This is a genomic window from Halonotius pteroides, from assembly GCF_003605635.1.
GTDB classification, from domain to species: domain Archaea; phylum Halobacteriota; class Halobacteria; order Halobacteriales; family Haloferacaceae; genus Halonotius; species Halonotius pteroides.
In genome coordinates this window covers 95,102-110,738 of sequence record NZ_QMDW01000001.1, presented here as the reverse complement: position 1 = coordinate 110,738, position 15,637 = coordinate 95,102, and the positions used below count along the sequence as shown (strand labels likewise).

Annotated in this window: 14 protein-coding genes and 1 tRNA gene; 7 read left to right on the top strand and 8 right to left on the bottom strand. The window is 61.5% G+C overall.

Going from position 1 to position 15,637, the window contains the following annotated elements:
- Positions 1-2: 2 nt before the first annotated feature.
- The 4 genes from DP106_RS00535 to DP106_RS00520 are packed head-to-tail and all read right to left on the bottom strand — an operon-like array spanning position 3 to position 4,051.
- Positions 3-749, bottom strand: coding sequence for an ABC transporter ATP-binding protein (locus DP106_RS00535; protein ID WP_120082568.1), 747 nt, complete (start codon positions 747-749; stop codon positions 3-5).
- On the bottom strand, positions 746-1,591 hold the full coding sequence (locus DP106_RS00530) for an ABC transporter ATP-binding protein (RefSeq protein ID WP_120082567.1): 846 nt from the start codon (positions 1,589-1,591) through the stop codon (positions 746-748). The genes DP106_RS00535 and DP106_RS00530 overlap by 4 nt, the downstream gene beginning before the upstream one ends.
- Positions 1,584-2,954: a branched-chain amino acid ABC transporter permease gene (locus DP106_RS00525; protein ID WP_120082566.1), complete on the bottom strand. Its 1,371-nt coding sequence runs from the start codon at positions 2,952-2,954 to the stop codon at positions 1,584-1,586. Before DP106_RS00525 ends, DP106_RS00530 begins: the two co-directional genes overlap by 8 nt.
- A complete protein-coding gene (locus tag DP106_RS00520; protein WP_120082565.1) occupies positions 2,951-4,051 on the bottom strand; it encodes a branched-chain amino acid ABC transporter permease in 1,101 nt (366 codons plus the stop codon). The genes DP106_RS00525 and DP106_RS00520 overlap by 4 nt, the downstream gene beginning before the upstream one ends.
- Before the next feature lie 141 nt (positions 4,052-4,192).
- Here DP106_RS00520 and DP106_RS00515 point away from each other — a divergent pair, with 141 nt between their 5' ends.
- The 3 genes from DP106_RS00515 to idsA3 all read left to right on the top strand — a co-directional run bounded on the left by DP106_RS00515 (position 4,193) and on the right by idsA3 (position 6,851).
- Positions 4,193-5,272: a phytoene/squalene synthase family protein gene (locus tag DP106_RS00515; protein ID WP_120082563.1), complete on the top strand. Its 1,080-nt coding sequence runs from the start codon at positions 4,193-4,195 to the stop codon at positions 5,270-5,272.
- Between the two features lie 43 nt (positions 5,273-5,315).
- Positions 5,316-5,513: a DUF1918 domain-containing protein gene (locus DP106_RS00510; protein ID WP_120082562.1), complete on the top strand. Its 198-nt coding sequence runs from the start codon at positions 5,316-5,318 to the stop codon at positions 5,511-5,513.
- Between the two features lie 291 nt (positions 5,514-5,804).
- A complete protein-coding gene (idsA3, locus tag DP106_RS00505; protein ID WP_120082560.1) occupies positions 5,805-6,851 on the top strand; it encodes a geranylfarnesyl diphosphate synthase in 1,047 nt (348 codons plus the stop codon).
- A gap of 93 nt (positions 6,852-6,944) precedes the next feature.
- Here idsA3 and DP106_RS00500 read toward each other — a convergent pair whose 3' ends face one another.
- From DP106_RS00500 to priS, 3 genes are all read right to left on the bottom strand, one after another.
- Positions 6,945-8,291, bottom strand: a complete 1,347-nt coding sequence (locus DP106_RS00500) for an RNA-guided endonuclease InsQ/TnpB family protein (RefSeq protein ID WP_120082559.1) — start codon at positions 8,289-8,291, stop codon at positions 6,945-6,947.
- Positions 8,292-8,662: 371 nt separating this feature from the next.
- Positions 8,663-9,877: a DNA replication complex subunit Gins51 gene (locus DP106_RS00495; RefSeq protein ID WP_120082558.1), complete on the bottom strand. Its 1,215-nt coding sequence runs from the start codon at positions 9,875-9,877 to the stop codon at positions 8,663-8,665.
- A complete protein-coding gene (priS, locus tag DP106_RS00490; RefSeq protein ID WP_120082557.1) occupies positions 9,874-11,034 on the bottom strand; it encodes a DNA primase small subunit PriS in 1,161 nt (386 codons plus the stop codon). Before priS ends, DP106_RS00495 begins: the two co-directional genes overlap by 4 nt.
- A 163-nt stretch (positions 11,035-11,197) precedes the next feature.
- Between priS and DP106_RS00485 the strand changes: the two genes are divergently transcribed.
- From DP106_RS00485 to DP106_RS00470, 4 genes are all read left to right on the top strand, one after another.
- On the top strand, positions 11,198-13,687 hold the full coding sequence (locus tag DP106_RS00485) for an efflux RND transporter permease subunit (protein ID WP_120082555.1): 2,490 nt from the start codon (positions 11,198-11,200) through the stop codon (positions 13,685-13,687).
- 55 nt (positions 13,688-13,742) lie between these two features.
- Entirely contained in the window at positions 13,743-14,057 is a 315-nt protein-coding gene (locus tag DP106_RS00480; protein ID WP_120082554.1) for a DUF5785 family protein, read from the top strand.
- An 84-nt stretch (positions 14,058-14,141) separates the two neighbouring features.
- Positions 14,142-14,639: a GNAT family N-acetyltransferase gene (locus tag DP106_RS00475; protein WP_321167541.1), complete on the top strand. Its 498-nt coding sequence runs from the start codon at positions 14,142-14,144 to the stop codon at positions 14,637-14,639.
- 11 nt (positions 14,640-14,650) lie between these two features.
- Positions 14,651-14,724: transfer RNA gene (locus DP106_RS00470), tRNA-Thr, on the top strand.
- On the opposite strand, the gene DP106_RS00465 is transcribed toward DP106_RS00470, so the two are convergent.
- Positions 14,719-15,624: a DUF4392 domain-containing protein gene (locus DP106_RS00465; RefSeq protein WP_165857782.1), complete on the bottom strand. Its 906-nt coding sequence runs from the start codon at positions 15,622-15,624 to the stop codon at positions 14,719-14,721. The two genes, DP106_RS00470 and DP106_RS00465, sit on opposite strands and share 6 nt — an antisense overlap.
- Between the last annotated feature and the right edge of the window lie 13 nt (positions 15,625-15,637).

The following is a 15,637-nucleotide window of genomic DNA, read 5'->3' as shown; positions in this document are numbered from 1 at the left end:
TCTTAGCCGCCGAGGAACTGCTTTCTGACCGCCGGATCGTTCAACAACGCGTCGCCGTCCTCCTCGTAGCGATTTTTCCCTTGGACGAGGACGTAGCTGCGGTCACAGCGTTTGAGTGCCTCCTTTGCGTTCTGTTCGACCATGAGGATCGCCGTCCCATCGTCGTTGATGCGGTCGATCCGGTCGAACATGTCGTCGACGAGGTCGGGCGCGAGGCCGGCACTCGGCTCATCGAGCAACAGCAGGTCAGGATCGAGCATCAACGCCCGCCCCATCGCCAGCATCTGCTGTTGGCCACCCGACATCGTGCCCGCCTTCTGGCCCTGTCGCTCTTCTAAGATGGGGAACCGGTCGTAGACGGCCTGCATGGCGTCGTCGGGTACGCTATCGAGTACATACGCGCCCATTTCGAGGTTTTCTGTGACCGACAGCGACGGGAAGACGTTGTCCGACTGCGGCACGTAGCCAATTCCGTGGTGGATGATCTCTTCGGGGCGGAGCCCGTGGATCGGTTCATCGTTGAACTCGATTTGACCGCCCATGTATGTCGTCAGCCCGAAGACCGATTTCATCGTCGTCGATTTGCCCGCGCCGTTTGGCCCGACGATCGTGACGTACTCGCCGTCGGCGACATCGAGGTCAACGGTTTCGAGGATTTGGAGGTCGCCGTAGCCGGCGTCTAGCGACCGAACACACAGCAGGCTGTCGTCGTAGGTCGCCACCTCGGTGGTTGCGGTCGTCTCACTCATCGTTGCTCACCAAAGTAGGCATCGACAACGCGCTCATTGTTCCGGATTTCCCCGGGACGACCCTCGGCCAAGACGTGGCCCTGATGCATCACAATAACGGGATCACAGTGCTCCATGATGATGTCCATGTCGTGTTCGACCAACAGAAAGGTCAGCCCCTCCTCGGCTCGCAGTTGGTTGATGCGGTCGAGCAGCTTCGCCTCTAGGGTCGGATTGACGCCGGCAAACGGCTCGTCCAACAGCAGCATGTCCGGGTCGGTCATCAGCGCGCGAGCCAACTCCAGCAGCTTTCGTTGGCCGCCGGAGAGATTGCCGGCCTGCTCCTCGGCGAGGTGGTCGATCTCGAAGAACTCAAGGGATTCCCACACCGCCTCGCGCAGCTCGGTTTCCTCCTCGATCACACCATCTCTGAACGGCGGGAGTACCGACCGGTAGAGGGCCTCGCCCTGCTGTCGCTGTGGGGCGAGCATCAGGTTTTCGAGGACGGTCATCTCGGCCAACTCGCGGGCGATCTGGAAGGTTCGCACGAGCCCGCGGTTGACGATAGCGTTCGGCGCACGGCCGGCGATATCCGACCCGTTGAAGTAGACCGCGCCGCCGGTCGGCTCCTGAACCCCGGTAATGCAGTTGAACGTCGTCGATTTCCCCGCGCCGTTCGGCCCGATCAACCCGGTCAGGGATCCATCGGCAACTTCGAACGACGCCCCATCGACGGCGGTGATGCCGCCGAACTCTTTACGCAGGTTTTCGACGCGGAGCGGTGGTTCTTCACCGCTGTCTCCGGCGGCGTTGATGGCGGCGGAATCTTCACCGACACCATCGACGGCTGACTCGCTACTCATCGTCGACACCTCCCTCGGGGGCAGTTAGATCCGACCCGGTTTGTTCTGCTGCTGTGTGGCCCTCACTAAGATTGACCGCCGCAGCCGTCTCGGTGCGGTGGCCGAGCAACCCCTCGGGGCGATTTTGCATCAGATAGACCAACAACACACCGACGAAGACAAACCGGAGCGCGGGGAGCCGTTGGTTCAGGATGTAGCCCAATAGGGGGGCGATCTCGCCGGCTGCGATCGGGCCGACCGCGGCGATGAAGTTGTTGGGGTCGGCCTGGATCGAAAACGTCTGTTCGATGATGTTTGGGAGATACTGCGGCAACAGGAAAAGCAGGTTGGCGAAGACTGCCCCACCGAGGACGCTGCCGGTGTTCGAGCCAGCCCCGCCGATGATGACCGCAATGAAGATGTAGAAGGTGAGCTCGGGGCGGAACGCCTGCGGGTAGACCGCGCCGGTGCCAAACCCTTGCCAGAGCACGCCGGCCAGCCCCATCAGCGCGCAGCCGAGCATGAACGTCTTGATTTTGAAGCGGTTGGTGTCCTTGCCGAGTGATTTGGCGACGACCTCGTCTTCCCGGATCGCCTTGAGCACGCGACCGAACGGCGAGTTGCCGACGCGAGCCAACAGCGTGTAGACGAGGAACACAACGACTGCAAGCACCAGCCCGTAGGTGAGGTCGACGATGACGGCACTCCGCACGACGCCGAATACAGCCTCAAAGAAACCAAAGATAGCGGCCCCGATCGGCGTTGTTCCTGACGCCGCACTACTCGGATCGACGTAGTAGATCGCCTGAACGGGGTTGCTCGGGACGGTACCGATGCCGCTGGCCCCGCCGGTGCCGAGAGCAATACCGCCGGGCAGCGTGAACGTGCTAAACGCCGGGGAGTTGTAGGTCAACCGGATGATCTCAGAAATGGCGACCGTGACAATGGCGAGGTAGTCGGCGCGCAGCCGGAGGGCCGGCAACGCGGTCACGAGCCCAACAAGTGCGGCCGCGAGCATGCCGCCGACGATCCCGACCGCGACCGGGAGACCGAGGCCGGGCGGCGAGCCTGTCGGCGGCGCGGTCAACATCGCCATCGTATAGACGCCGACGGCCATGAAGCCAGCAATCCCGATATTGAACAGTCCGGCGTACCCCCAATGGAGATTTAACGCGAGAACGATCAGCGCGTAGACCGCGGTGAAAAAGGTAACCTGGCCGAGAATCGAGATGAGGCCCGCGACATCGTAGTTGAGAATCGCGCCGATCCCCAGAAAGAGCAGGTAGAACGCGGCCATCGCTGTGAGAACGAGTGCGGCATCGGAGCGTTCGAGCAGCTCGCGGAACTGCGTGAGCCGACCGGTCTGGAACTGATCGCTGCTCATGCGGTACTCACCCCGCCGAAGATACCCTCTGGACGGAACAACAGCACAAAGATCATCAGCCCGAAGGCGACGGGCTCGGCAAAACTGGAGAGATCGCCGGTCAGCCAGATCAGCGACAGCCGACTCGCCAACCCGATGACGAGACCACCGACGATCGCGCCGTACACTGAGCCGATCCCGCCCATGATGACGGCAGCGAAAATCAACAGTAGCAGCAACCAGCCGAGATCATAAGCGATGGTGCCCTGTGTAAGGACGACGAGGTAGCCGGCCGCGCCGGCCAGCCCACCGCCGAGAATCCACGTTGTTCGGATCACGCCCTCGACCGGAATTCCGGTCACCTGTGCGAGATCGCGGTTGTCGGCCATCGCCCGCATCGCCTTGCCGAGCTTGCTTCGCTGTAAGAGGAGATGGACGCCGACCATCAACACGAGAGCGATGACGACGATTGTGAGCTCGTGGGCGTTGATGACGACGCCGCCGATGTCGTAGGACGGAACCCGACTAATGTCGGTGACGCCCTGTCGACCACTATAAAAGAAAAAGACGATTAGATACCGGAGTGCGAAGGCGACCCCGATACTTGCGATAAGCAGTGTGATCCCGTCAGCATCACGGATCGGCCGGTAGACTGCCCGATCGATCAGCAGCGAGATGCCGACCGTGAAGCCGACGGCGACGACGAGCCCGGCGACGATGCTGAGAGGGGTGTTTGTGATACTGACGCCGACATCGCCGGGGGCAGGGCCGTCACCAGCCCCGATGAGCAACAAGCCACCGGCGGCATACCGATCAATGCCAGCCAAGAGATAGGCAACGGCCCACCCTGAGAATGCACCCCACGAGATGTAATCGCCGTGAGCGAAGTTCGCAAATCCAAGGATGCTGTAGGTCAATGAGAGGCCGATCCCAGCCAGCCCGATGAGTAGCCCGATCACCAGCCCGTCCCAGACAAACCCGCCGAACCGCGCGGCAGTGAGGCCGTCGCCGAGCAGCTTTCCGAGGAGGTCACCGACCAACAGCAGAGTGGCGACCGCGACGACCACAAGCCCGGGTTGGTCGCGTAGTAGGTGTCGACCGCGTGCGTATAGCTCCATTCGTTCGCCCGGAGAACAGCAGTGGTGATAAAAGAATCTTCCCACGGTTTGTGTGGTGATCGCCGGCTTGCTACGGTGGTGCGATGGCCGGTCGACCCCAAGAGACTTTTTATGCCCCGCACCCTACGGATTGATACTTGAATGACGGATCACGAATCCCGTCCTCCCGGCGCCGATCCCGAAGCCGACCTCGCGTGGTGCCACGAAGCGGTGCAAGGGGTTTCCCGCACGTTCGCGCTGACGATCGACGCGTTGGACGAACCCATGTCGACACACATCTGTCTGGGGTATCTTCTCTGTCGTGTCGCTGACACGATTGAGGACGCAAACCACATCCCACCTGCCACACAGGCCGACCTCCTCCATACGTACGATGCGGCGATCGACCCTGAGGTCGACACCGATATCGATGCGTTTCGCTCGGCCGTCGACGAGTGGCTACCCCCCCGCGAAGAGCAGTCGGATGACTGGATTGTCGTCGACGAAGCCCCCCGTATCGCTGCCGCCTTTGGGGAACGGCCAGATGATGTGCAAGCAGCGATTATTCCACCGGTGCGCGAACTGGTCGACGGGATGGCGATGTTCGTCGAGCGACACGCCGATGCTGGCGGGCTCCGGATCGACGACGGCGAGGAGCTTGAAGAGTACTGCTACTATGCCGCCGGCACCGTTGGAACGCTCATCACGAACCTGTTGACCCGCGGCGAGATCGCCGCCGACCGCCGCCAACAGCTGTATGACACAGCTGTCGATTTCGGCCTGCTGCTACAGTTGGTCAACATCTCAAAGGATGTCTACGACGATTACACCGAGGAGAACAACGTCTACCTGCCGGCTGAATGGCTCGCCGAGGAAGGTGTTGATCAGGAGTCTGTCGTCGATCCTGACAACCGAGAGGGTGCGGCGACCGTCGTCAGCCGCACGGTCAGCCACGCCCGGTCGTTCCTTGATGATGCCGAACGCTATCTGCAGGCGATGCCGCTGCGACACGGCAACACCATGGCGGCGTGGGGGGTGCCGTTCCTGCTTGCGGTTGGGACGCTTCGTGAGCTCCGAAGCCGCCCGGAAGATGCCCTTACTGACCGGGGTGTGAAGATCTCCAGACAGGAGGTCGGCGCGGTGATGACCGCGATGCACGGCGAGGGTGGCGACTCCTTGCCTGAGCTTCGCGAACTGATCGCCGCCCAGCCGTACCATACCGCGGTCTCGAACGCCGACTAGCCCAAATCCACGCGCTTTTGTTGGTGCTCCCGGAAGGTCAGGTATGAGCTTTGAGAAAGACGATACCGTGGTGCTGGACGACAAACACAGCGACTATGACGGCGAAACGGGCACGATCACGCAGGTCGTCGAGAACATGTTTGGCGATGCAACCTACATGATCAGCTTTGCGGACGGCCAAGAAACAGGTGTTCCCGAGGATGATCTGGCGGCCGCCGACGCCGCGGCTGACGACGCCTAAAGCCACGGAGTTTTTACTACCACACGCACAACGGATCGGTACCACCGAACCGGCAACACTGGCTCGGTCGTCCGGCGACACGACGGCTGCGGTGACACGCTACTCCGGCCGTCGTGTCAGCCGCTGTGGTATGACCTATGGATAATCAACTCCCACCGATTGGCGGGCACGAGACGATCACGCAAGCGGTACCATCCGTCTGTGCAGCGCCCGTTGGCCGGTGGAGGTGTTCCGGACGCGGCCGAGTGCGCCACCGCAGTGCCATTTGGAACGACTCTAACTGGTGACCTAATGACCTCAAACACGACCGAATCACGGGTATTGGCGGCGATCGATGAGCGGCGCAGCCGCATCAACGAGGCCATCGACGAGGAACTGCCGCTGCAAACGCCGGAACGCCTGTATGAGGCCTCCCGATACCTGCTGAAAGCCGGCGGGAAGCGACTTCGGCCAACGGTCACGCTGCTGGCCGGTGAAGCGCTTGCCGATGTCGAGCCAGCCACCCGGGACTACCGGGCATTTCCGACCCTGTCCGGTGCTGAGATCGATCTGATGCGGGCGGCGGTGTCACTGGAGGTTATCCAATCGTTCACGCTGATCCACGATGATATCATGGATGACGACGACCTCCGACGGGGCGTGCCCGCGGTGCACAATGAGTACGACACCTCGACGGCGATTCTTGCCGGCGACACGCTGTACTCCTCAGCGTTCGAGATCATGGCCGACACCGGCGGCCAGCCGGCCAACGCGCTGGCAGCGATGCGACTGCTCTCCTCGACCTGTACGAAGATCTGTGAGGGCCAAGCCCTCGATATCGCCTTCGAAACCCGAAGCGACCTGCTGCCGGCGGAGTATCTGGAGATGGTCGAACACAAGACTGCTGTCCTCTACGGGGCTTCCGCAGCCGTTCCAGCCGAGCTACTGGGTGCCGACGATGAGGTGGTTGAAGCGATGTACCAGTACGGCATCGAGTCCGGACAGGCTTTCCAGATCCAAGACGATGTGTTGGATCTCACCGTCCCAAGCGAGACACTTGGCAAACAACGCGGCTCGGATCTCGTCGAGGACAAGGAGACGCTGGTCACGCTGCATGCCCGCCAGCACGGTGTCGATGTCGACAATCTGCTTGAAACCGACAGCGTCGAAGCGGTCACCGAAGCCGAGATCGACGACGCCGTCGCCGAGCTGGAGGCCGCTGGCAGCATCGACCACGCCCGCGAGACCGCAGCTGAACTCACCGAACGCAGCAAGCGTCGGCTCTCGGTGCTTCCTGACAACGATGCCCGCGGACTGCTGGAGGATGTCGCCGATTACCTGATCGACCGCGGCTACTGAACGGCTGTTTTTGCTGGACACGAGGTGTTTCGACCACGGTCGATGACATCCTCCACGCCGTGAACGGCGCGGTTTCCCCCGTGGGAGTCTCGGCTAGGCCGATTCCCCGGCGGCAAGATTCCCGTCGCTGGTGACAGTACTCTGGTCTGTGCGCTGTTGTTTGGGACGATGAGAGTGTGATGTCTCCAGCCACTCATGGCTGTCCCACTCCAACCGCACGGGCCGTGCCATCGGCCTGACTGCCTGTTCTGTCTGCCGCGCTAAGAACGTCTCACTAGCGGTGAGATCGGCGTGTCCTTCAAACCCACACTGGCACATTAACAAGTCCTCACGCCGGTGTGTTCGATTTGTTGACCCACACCGCGGACACTCTTGACTCGTCCACGCTTCTGATCGGACTTCAACAGCGATCCCGTATTCTTCGGCGGTCGTAGCCAGCCGCCCGGTGAACTGCTTGAACGCCCAGAAATTGTGCGTCTTGGCGTTTGTCTCGACCGACCAGTGCGTGTCAAGTACGTCGGTCAGACCGCCGATATACACCGTGTCAACGCCCTCATCGTATAACCGTTCGGTCAAGTCACGACACAGTGCGGCTTGGGCATGATCGCGGCGGCGAGTACGTTGGTGATACAACTGCCGGATACGCTGGCTGGTGTACCGGCCTTCTTTGAGTTTGGACTGCAAGCGGGCGATCTCTCGCGTCGTGTCACGGAAGCGGTCGAACAGCTCACGGCCTTCATACAGATATTGCTCACCGGTCGTTGTAGTGCAAGCAACGAGGTTGTTCGCGCCAATATCCAGAGCGGCCGATTCCTCGGCCAGTGGAGTTGCCTGTGTATCGTCAGAAACAGTCACAGGCTGCGAAGCTCTGAACACCTCATCTGTCTCGTCGTACCACAACTCAAGGCGGCTTTGCTCGTCATACTCAGGCCAGTTAGGGTCGCCAACGATTTCGAGTCGGAAGCGGCCTTTCGGGCTGCTGTGTTTGTCTCGCAGTTCCTCGCCAACGACAAACTCAAGCCGGGATCGGTCGCCCCACTCAACAGTGTAAGCGTCCTTGCGGATTACTCCCTTGAGAACACGCCCGTCGTCCTCGTTGCCACGGAATCCCGGCGGTTCCGGGTGTTCGGTGACTTGCTGGTTGTCAGGATCGTGGAACTGCTCTTTGAGTCGGAAGAATGACCGCCATGCCTCACTGTTTTTTGCAATCACTTGCTGGGCGGTTGAGGCACCGAGGACGCCTTTGTACTGGCCTTCGAGCTGGCCGGTATCGGCGTCCCATACGTCTTCGCCCTCGAAGCCGTCTTCGTCGTTATATCGTATCAACCGCTGGTAGTTGATCTCGTTCCAGAGCGCGGCCGAAGCGTCCAACACTTGCCGTAGCACTTGCTCATCGTCGCCGGTGAGCGGGCGCACGGCGAAAGTGTTGGTGCGCTTCACGACAACAGATTATTATACTTTTAGTCTTAAAGTCTTTTCGTATGCGACCAAACATCGATATATCACACACGCTCGGTGGTCGAGTCAAAGACTATGCAGAAGCGAACGATCTAGACCTCTCAGAAGCCTACACAGCGGTTCTAAAAGCAGGGTTAGAATCATTGGAGACTCAGGAGTAGCAGCGGTGCGGTGGATGGTTCAGTGGAGCGCACGCGATTCACGCCCGCCCTGTTCGGCGTTCGGTTCCGATAGAGGATCGGAACACTCCCGCCTCACGGTAAGGGCGGGACTCTCTCGTTGTATTAGGTAGTCCGTCGTCGACAATAGTGGTGTTTCTATGTTAGCTGAGACCGGCGGTGGGCAACCGGGTCTCACTCCAGTTTTGTCGCGGCGTCCTGTTGGAGCAGCACCTCAGCGTTAGTGGTGGGCAGCGTCACGACATCCTCCGCTTGCAGCGTGTATTCGCGCTCGTCGACCCCGAATATCGTCCCGATATCGTCGGTGATCCGCACCACTGTCCGCGGTGTTGGATCGGCAGCCGCGGCGACCGATTCGGCCGTTGCGTCGGCTTCTTCCTGCGTTGATTGCTGGGCCACCGAGCCGTCTGCCGTTGACTCAGCGGCCGCCTCTGGCTGTGTCATCGCGGCTGTGGCTGTTGTTCCGGCTGCGGACGATTCAGTCGGCGGCGAGTCAGTCGACGATGATTCGGTCGTTGTTGGCTCGGGCTGTGGTGCTGGCGAGGGCGATCCATCCGATTCAGGGGTTGCTGGCGACGCTGGCTGTGTTGTCGGTGGGTCGCTGGGCTGTTCGGACGGCACCGTGCTCCCGCCATCAGGCGTCGGGACGCCGTCGTCGCCGGTGGTGTCGGCCGGCGTCGTGTCGGCGATGGCGGCATCGCTGTCACCAGCGTACGCGGGGTCGCTGGGCGGCTCCGCGGCCGGTGATCGATTCTCCGTACTCGATTTGGAGTCGGTCGCCCCGCCCATCGCACCGGCTAAGACATCGTCGGCCTCAGTATCGGTTTCCGGTGGCGTCGGTTGCGATCCCGCATCGTGGGCGTTTGCGCCGCCGATTGTAGTCGGGTCGTCATCGGCTGTCGCCGGTGAGTTTGCCGGTGACTCAGCTGCTGGTGTCGATTCGGTCGGTGTGGATACCGGCGAGTCGGCGGTGTCGGTCGGTGGCGATATGTCAGCGTCTGTTTCGCCGGCCAGCACATCGAGGACGGACATCTTGTTCCGTTTGATCCGCGCGACGAGGTCGTCGAACAGCTCCTGTTCTTCGGTTGTCATCCCCTCCTCGCTGGCGGACATATCCGCGGCCGCAAACGAGGCGAGTTTGACGACCTTGCCGACGCGTCGCTCATAAAGGGCCTCAGCAACCTCTTCGGCGGTATCAAGCTTATCGGAGCACTGCCGTACCTCGTCATCGCTGAATGGGTTGTCGACCTGCTCGGCCCGGCGGTCGCGCTCGGCGCGCAGATCCTGAATGTAGGCCGCGACATCCTGATAAAACGAGTCCCGCAGCTGCTGGAGGCTGTCTTTCCGCCGTTCTTTGGACTGTACGGAGCGGAGTTCGTCAAGATTCATGCTGGGGCTTTGGCTGCGTCGCCGCGCGTCATCAGAAAGACGGCGACTGATTCCGGTACTGAATGCACACCGGGGTTCAACTTAATCGTGTCGCCACCGAGAGCCACTGCTTGGCTTGTCTCGACCTCGATTGAAACCTCTTGGGTGGTGAATCGCTCGGGTACCGCATCGACCAACGGCTTGAAGCTGTCGAGGTTCTTGCGGTCGATCGGTGTGACGACCAGCCCGCTCCCGCCGTGCAGCGACCCTGGCAATCGGATCAGGCGGTGGGTATCGGTCGTCACCGGTTCGTCGATCGGCGCGGCATGGTTGTCGACGACGCGGTCGGCCAAGGCGTCAGCCAACAGCCGAATCCCCGGCCCGCCGGCCTCCATGTTGCCCTGTTCGATCGCCTGTGGATTGGTCTTCAACGCCCCGAGAACGGTCTCCGCTCGTCCCTCGCCGATCCCGTCGAAGCTGGTGAGCCGATCGAGTGCGTCGGTCTCTGGGCAGTCTCGGAGCGCCGCTGTCAGCGACCGCAGTTCGTCGTGGACACGCCGCCCCCACCCACCCTCAGTGCGGAGCAGTCGCTGTGTCGCGCCACCCGCCGAGGCGGTGCGGATGAGCCCATCGGTGTCAAGACCGCGCCCGCGAACGTAGTCGACAATCTCCCCGCGAGCGTCGCTGTCCAGCGATTGAACTGAGTCGGTACGGGCGTGGACGTGATAGCCGCGGCCGCCCGAGAAGACGATTCGAAGGTCGGTAAAGCCAAAGTCGGCTTCAAGAAAGGAGAGCAGCCGCCGAAGGGCGTCCTTACACGCCGCCAGCATCTCCTTGTAGCTCGTTTCAGCCGGGTCGACGCCGGGGAGGTGATCGGCGTCAAGATCGAAGATGAGATCCGCGCCGCGCCACCCCTTTGCGCCCATTGTGCTCGCTCCCGGGTCGTCGTAACGGGCCGCCGAGAAGTAGACATGTCGTGGTGCGGTACGGGTCAGAAACCCGCCGATGTCACCGAGATCTAACTGCGACTGGTGGCGCACCATCGTCGTCCCCGACCCCGGCGTCCACGGGATATGCCCCCACTCGCGTTCGTTGGCCGCCGGCGGCAGCGGTAGCTCCGCTGCCCGGTAGTAGTCGGCAAACCGGCCGCGGAGATACTCCCGTGTGCGTTCGTCCATGCTGGTCAGCCGTTATCGGGGCCACCGCATATGCGTTGTCGTTTCCGGGCTGGCTTCACCGAGTGAAACACGGCCGCGGTGTTATCGATCGGTTGTCGCCAGTGACCCTGCGAGAAGACATGCTTATCCGGTCGCCGCCGGAATACATAGTACCCAGCACTAGATGGAATACCAGTGGCTGATCGATCGGGTTGATTCAGTTATCGTCAACCGATCAAAAACGGTCGTTCTCGGCTTTCTGTTGGTGACCGTTCTGTTTCTTGGCGGGCTTGGCTCGATTACGACCGAAAGCGGCCAAGAGCAGTTCATCGAGGATCTGCCCTCCTTTCAGGCGGTTGAAGACATCAACGAGGATTTCAGCGCGACATTTACCGAGGTGACGACGAGTACGACACTCGTCCAGGCGTCGGAGAATGTGCTCTCGAAAGCCGCGTTGACCGATATGCTGAAAACCCGACAGCGCATCGTCAACACGAACTCGTTGCGCGTTGATGAGGTGTCGACGCCGGCGATCACCGTCGCTGAGACGCTTGCTCCATCGGCGACGACGCCTGACGCGCAGCTGCGGGCGGTCGAACGCGCGACACCAACACAGATCGATGCGGCCGTCCGGGAGGCTGCTGTCGATGACGACGGCTTCACATCCAGTTTGAGCGATGATTTCAACCGCGAGTCGGCGTCGGCAACATCGAGTCGCGGCAGCGTCAGTCACCTCGCTGGCCCCGGTGAGGGTTCCGGCGGCGGCCCCGGTGGCGGCTCGGAGTATCCGCCGAACAAGGTTGATCGGATCAAAAGCGTCGTTACCGACGACGCCTCAAATATCTGGGTACAGGGGACACCGCCGAGCACCACGGGCACGACAACGAGTGTTGTATTGCCGGCTGCACTGCTGTTGATTATCCTGTTTCTGGCGGTCGCCTACCGTGATCCGGTCGATATCGCCATCGGGCTGTTGGCGATCGTGATGACGCTGTTGTGGACGTTCGGGTTTATTGGCTACGCCGGCATCCCGTTTGCCGTCCTGTTGATCGCGGTGCCGCCGATCCTCATCGCGATCGGGATCGATTTCGGGATTCACTCGATCAACCGCTACCGCGAGGAGCGGGTGACCGGATTAGGGATCTCCGAGTCGATGCTGCGAACGACCGATCAGATGTCGGTCGCCTTTGCCATCGTCGTCGGCACCTCCGCGATCGGCTTTCTTGCAAACGTCGTCAGCGCGTTTCCGCCGACACAGGATTTCGGGATCGTCGCTGCCGTTGGGATCGTCTTCACGTTCCTGATCTTTGGTGTCTTTGTCCCGGCGCTGAAGGTGACCGTCGACCGCGCCCGCCAGCGGTATCCGATCCCGACGTTTGCTACGACGCCACTGGGCTCCGAGCGGTCGCTGCTTGGTCAACTGCTGTCTGTCGGCGTCACCGTCTCGAAGCGCGGCCCGCTGGTCTTTCTGGTGTTGATCGTGGTTGCGACCGCTGCCGGTGGCGTTTACGCGACCGGCGTTGAGACGGGCTTTAGTTCGGAGGACTTCCAGCCCGCAGAGGAAACCCCGGCGTACCTCCAGTATCTGCCCGAACCGATCCGGCCGCCGGCAACATTCGAGTACGTCCGCATCAACAACTACCTTGATCGGAACTACCAACAGGACAGTCAGGTGCTGATGTATGTCGAGGGCTCGATGACGCGTGATTCCGCGCTTGAACAGATCTATCGTGCCAGTCAGTCGCCACCGGAGACGTTTCGAACCGAGGGCCGGCAGGCTGACACACAAAGCATTATCTCTGTTATCGAGGATCGCGCCGAGCGTGATCCGGAGTTTCGCGCCCTCGTTGATCGCAATGACCGCAACAACAACGGTATTCCTGACAGCAATCTCCCACGGATCTACGACGCGCTCTCGTCGGAGGACGGCGATCTCAGCACCTTCCTTGGCGAGGATCGCCGGAGCGCGCAGGTGATCTACACCGTTGACGGCGAGGCCAAAGATGACGTGGTCACCGCCGACGCCTACGCTGTCGCCGATCGGTTCCGGGCGACTGTACAGCCCACTGGCAGCGTCGTCATCTTCGATGAGGCGCTCTCGCTGGTGCTTGAGTCGGTGATCCAGAGCCTTATTCTCACGCTGGCCGGTGCGTCGGGCTTTCTCGTGGTTGCCTACTGGGTGATCGAGGGACGGCCGTCGCTGGGGGTGGTGAATGTCGTGCCGATCTTCGTCACCGTTGTCGCGCTTGTGGCTTCGATGCGCGCGGTTGGGCTGGCGTTTAACGCGATCAACGGAACGATCCTGGCGATCGCCGTCGGGATCGGCATTGATTACGCGGTGCACGTCGTCCACCGGTTTGCCGATGAGTATCACGACCGAGCACTGTATCCCGCTCTCCAGCGGACGGTTGTCGGCACTGGCGGCGCGCTCACCGGGAGTATGCTCACCACCGTCTTTGGGATCGGTGTGTTGGTGCTCGCGCTCAACCCTGCCCTCGGCGCGTTCGGCATCCTGATATCGCTGAGCGTGCTGTATGCGTTCCTGTCGTCGATTCTCGTGTTGCCGTCGACGATCGTTGTCTGGGCCCGGCTCACCGAACCTGAGGGGGTTCAGCTCCCGATAATCGAGGCGATCAGCGGCAGCGACACCGCCGAGTCGACGACGGCTGACTGACCGCCGTGGCCGACCGGAGCGTAAGACTAACTTCCCCTGCTTGCTATCTCACGACATGGACTGGCCACACGATCCCGACGGCGAGCAGGGTAGCGAGGGCCGCCGCGTCTACGGCCACGCCGTGATCGCCAAGAAGGTCGACGAGGAGGACGATTTCCCACTCGATGTCGATGCATTCGTCGCTGAGTACGGCGACGATCCGATCCGGATCGACCACGAGACTGTCGTGCCGCTGCGGGACATCTTTGAGCACATCGAGGCAGCGGAATTTGATGACATTATGACCATGCACAAGAAGGTCGGCACCGCGATGCGAGAGAACGATCTCTGGTTTTACGAAGGTGCCGATCAGTTCGCCCGCACGCGGTGAACGACCGCGCTGTGCTCGGCTATCTGGCACACGACAGCCAACACGCTTGCCCGCACTCTGTGTCTCAGCCCATGGAGGTGTCCTGTGAGTACTGACAACGCGATGCCTGTTGAACCCGCCACTGTTGCTGATATCGATGCGATCGCTGACTGCTGGGTCGCGTTGGCGGCCGATCAACAACAGCATGGCTCACGACTGCAGGCCGAGCCAAACCGAACATCGGCGACCGAGACAATCGCCCGCCATGTCGTCACCGATGGTGTCTATGTCGCCCGTGAGGACGGCATCTGTGGGTTTGTCATGTTCCATGTCGATGCCGGCACATACAGCCAGACCGAGCCGACCGGGACGATCACGACACTCTACGTTCGGCCGCCCGCCCGAAACAAGGGGCTCGGAACCCGACTGTTGGCGGCCGCCGAGCAGGCGTTGGCCGACCGTGGCGCGGCGACAGTCTCGATTGAGGCGTTGACCGCAAACGAGGCCGCCAGAGAATTTTATGATCGTCGTGGCTACGATCCCCATCGGATCGAGCTGCGAAAACGGATCGAAAACGATACACACTCAAAGGATGACCCGTAACTACCGACTGCGCTAGGAGAGCATGGGCGGTTCATGCACTCGACTTGTAATCGAGACTTCCGGGGTTCAAATCCCTGTCCTAGCTTTCCGTTTCTGTCCGTTCGTGGCCTAAGAGTTCCCTAAACAGCCCAACAACGTATTCGTGCATTGCCGTCGATAGACCGTCAACCCATGGTTCTGCGACGCCCGTACGGCCATCAACGCAGCCGGCGGCACAGCAGGCTGCCAGTAGTTCCCGTTCGGTCGATGGGTGGTGCAGCCGCGCTTGGCCGATCAGGTGTTCGAGCGCGGCAACGATCCCATACGCCCCCCAGTTTGAGACGCCAGCGACGACAAGGTGATCGACGGCGGTGGTGGCGGCAATCTGTTCGCCGTGCTTGATTTCGGCTTCGACGACCGACCGAATACCACCCATCCCGATCTCATTGCCGCCGTCGCCGACCGCGATCGTTGGGATCTCACGGTCACATGCCAGCGCAAACAGTGGATCCATCGGCGCGACGTGGGCTGTGATGTCGGTGCCCGTCATGCTTCGATATGTGTGGTCGGCCGTCCTCCCCGGTCGTTCGATAGCGATGACGGCCCCCGGCTCGTAGCGATCAAGGAGTGCTTCGCTGGTCGCTGTCGTCGTTACGTCCGGTGACACCGACTCGAACGGCAGGGTAGCAAGCTCACACACCTCAGCAGCCGCGTCGATCGGTGCCTCTACCCGTGGCTCGGCGACGATCACCAGCTTGGCACCGAGTTCCTGGAGCGCGCGCGCCAGCACAACCGTCCCTGGCGGGCCATCAGTTTCCGGCTGCCAATCCGGTGGAATCGGAAACCCCGTTGTCAACAACACAGCGTCACCGTCAGTTGCCACCTCCCGGAGCGTTTGTGCGGCGGCTTCGACCGGCGGTGTGTTGGGGTTCGCGGCAGCGTGTAACGCTCCGACGCCCCGCTCGCCGGGGTCAAACCGAAGGAAGTCATCAAGTGCCGCAAACATAGTCGTCATCGGG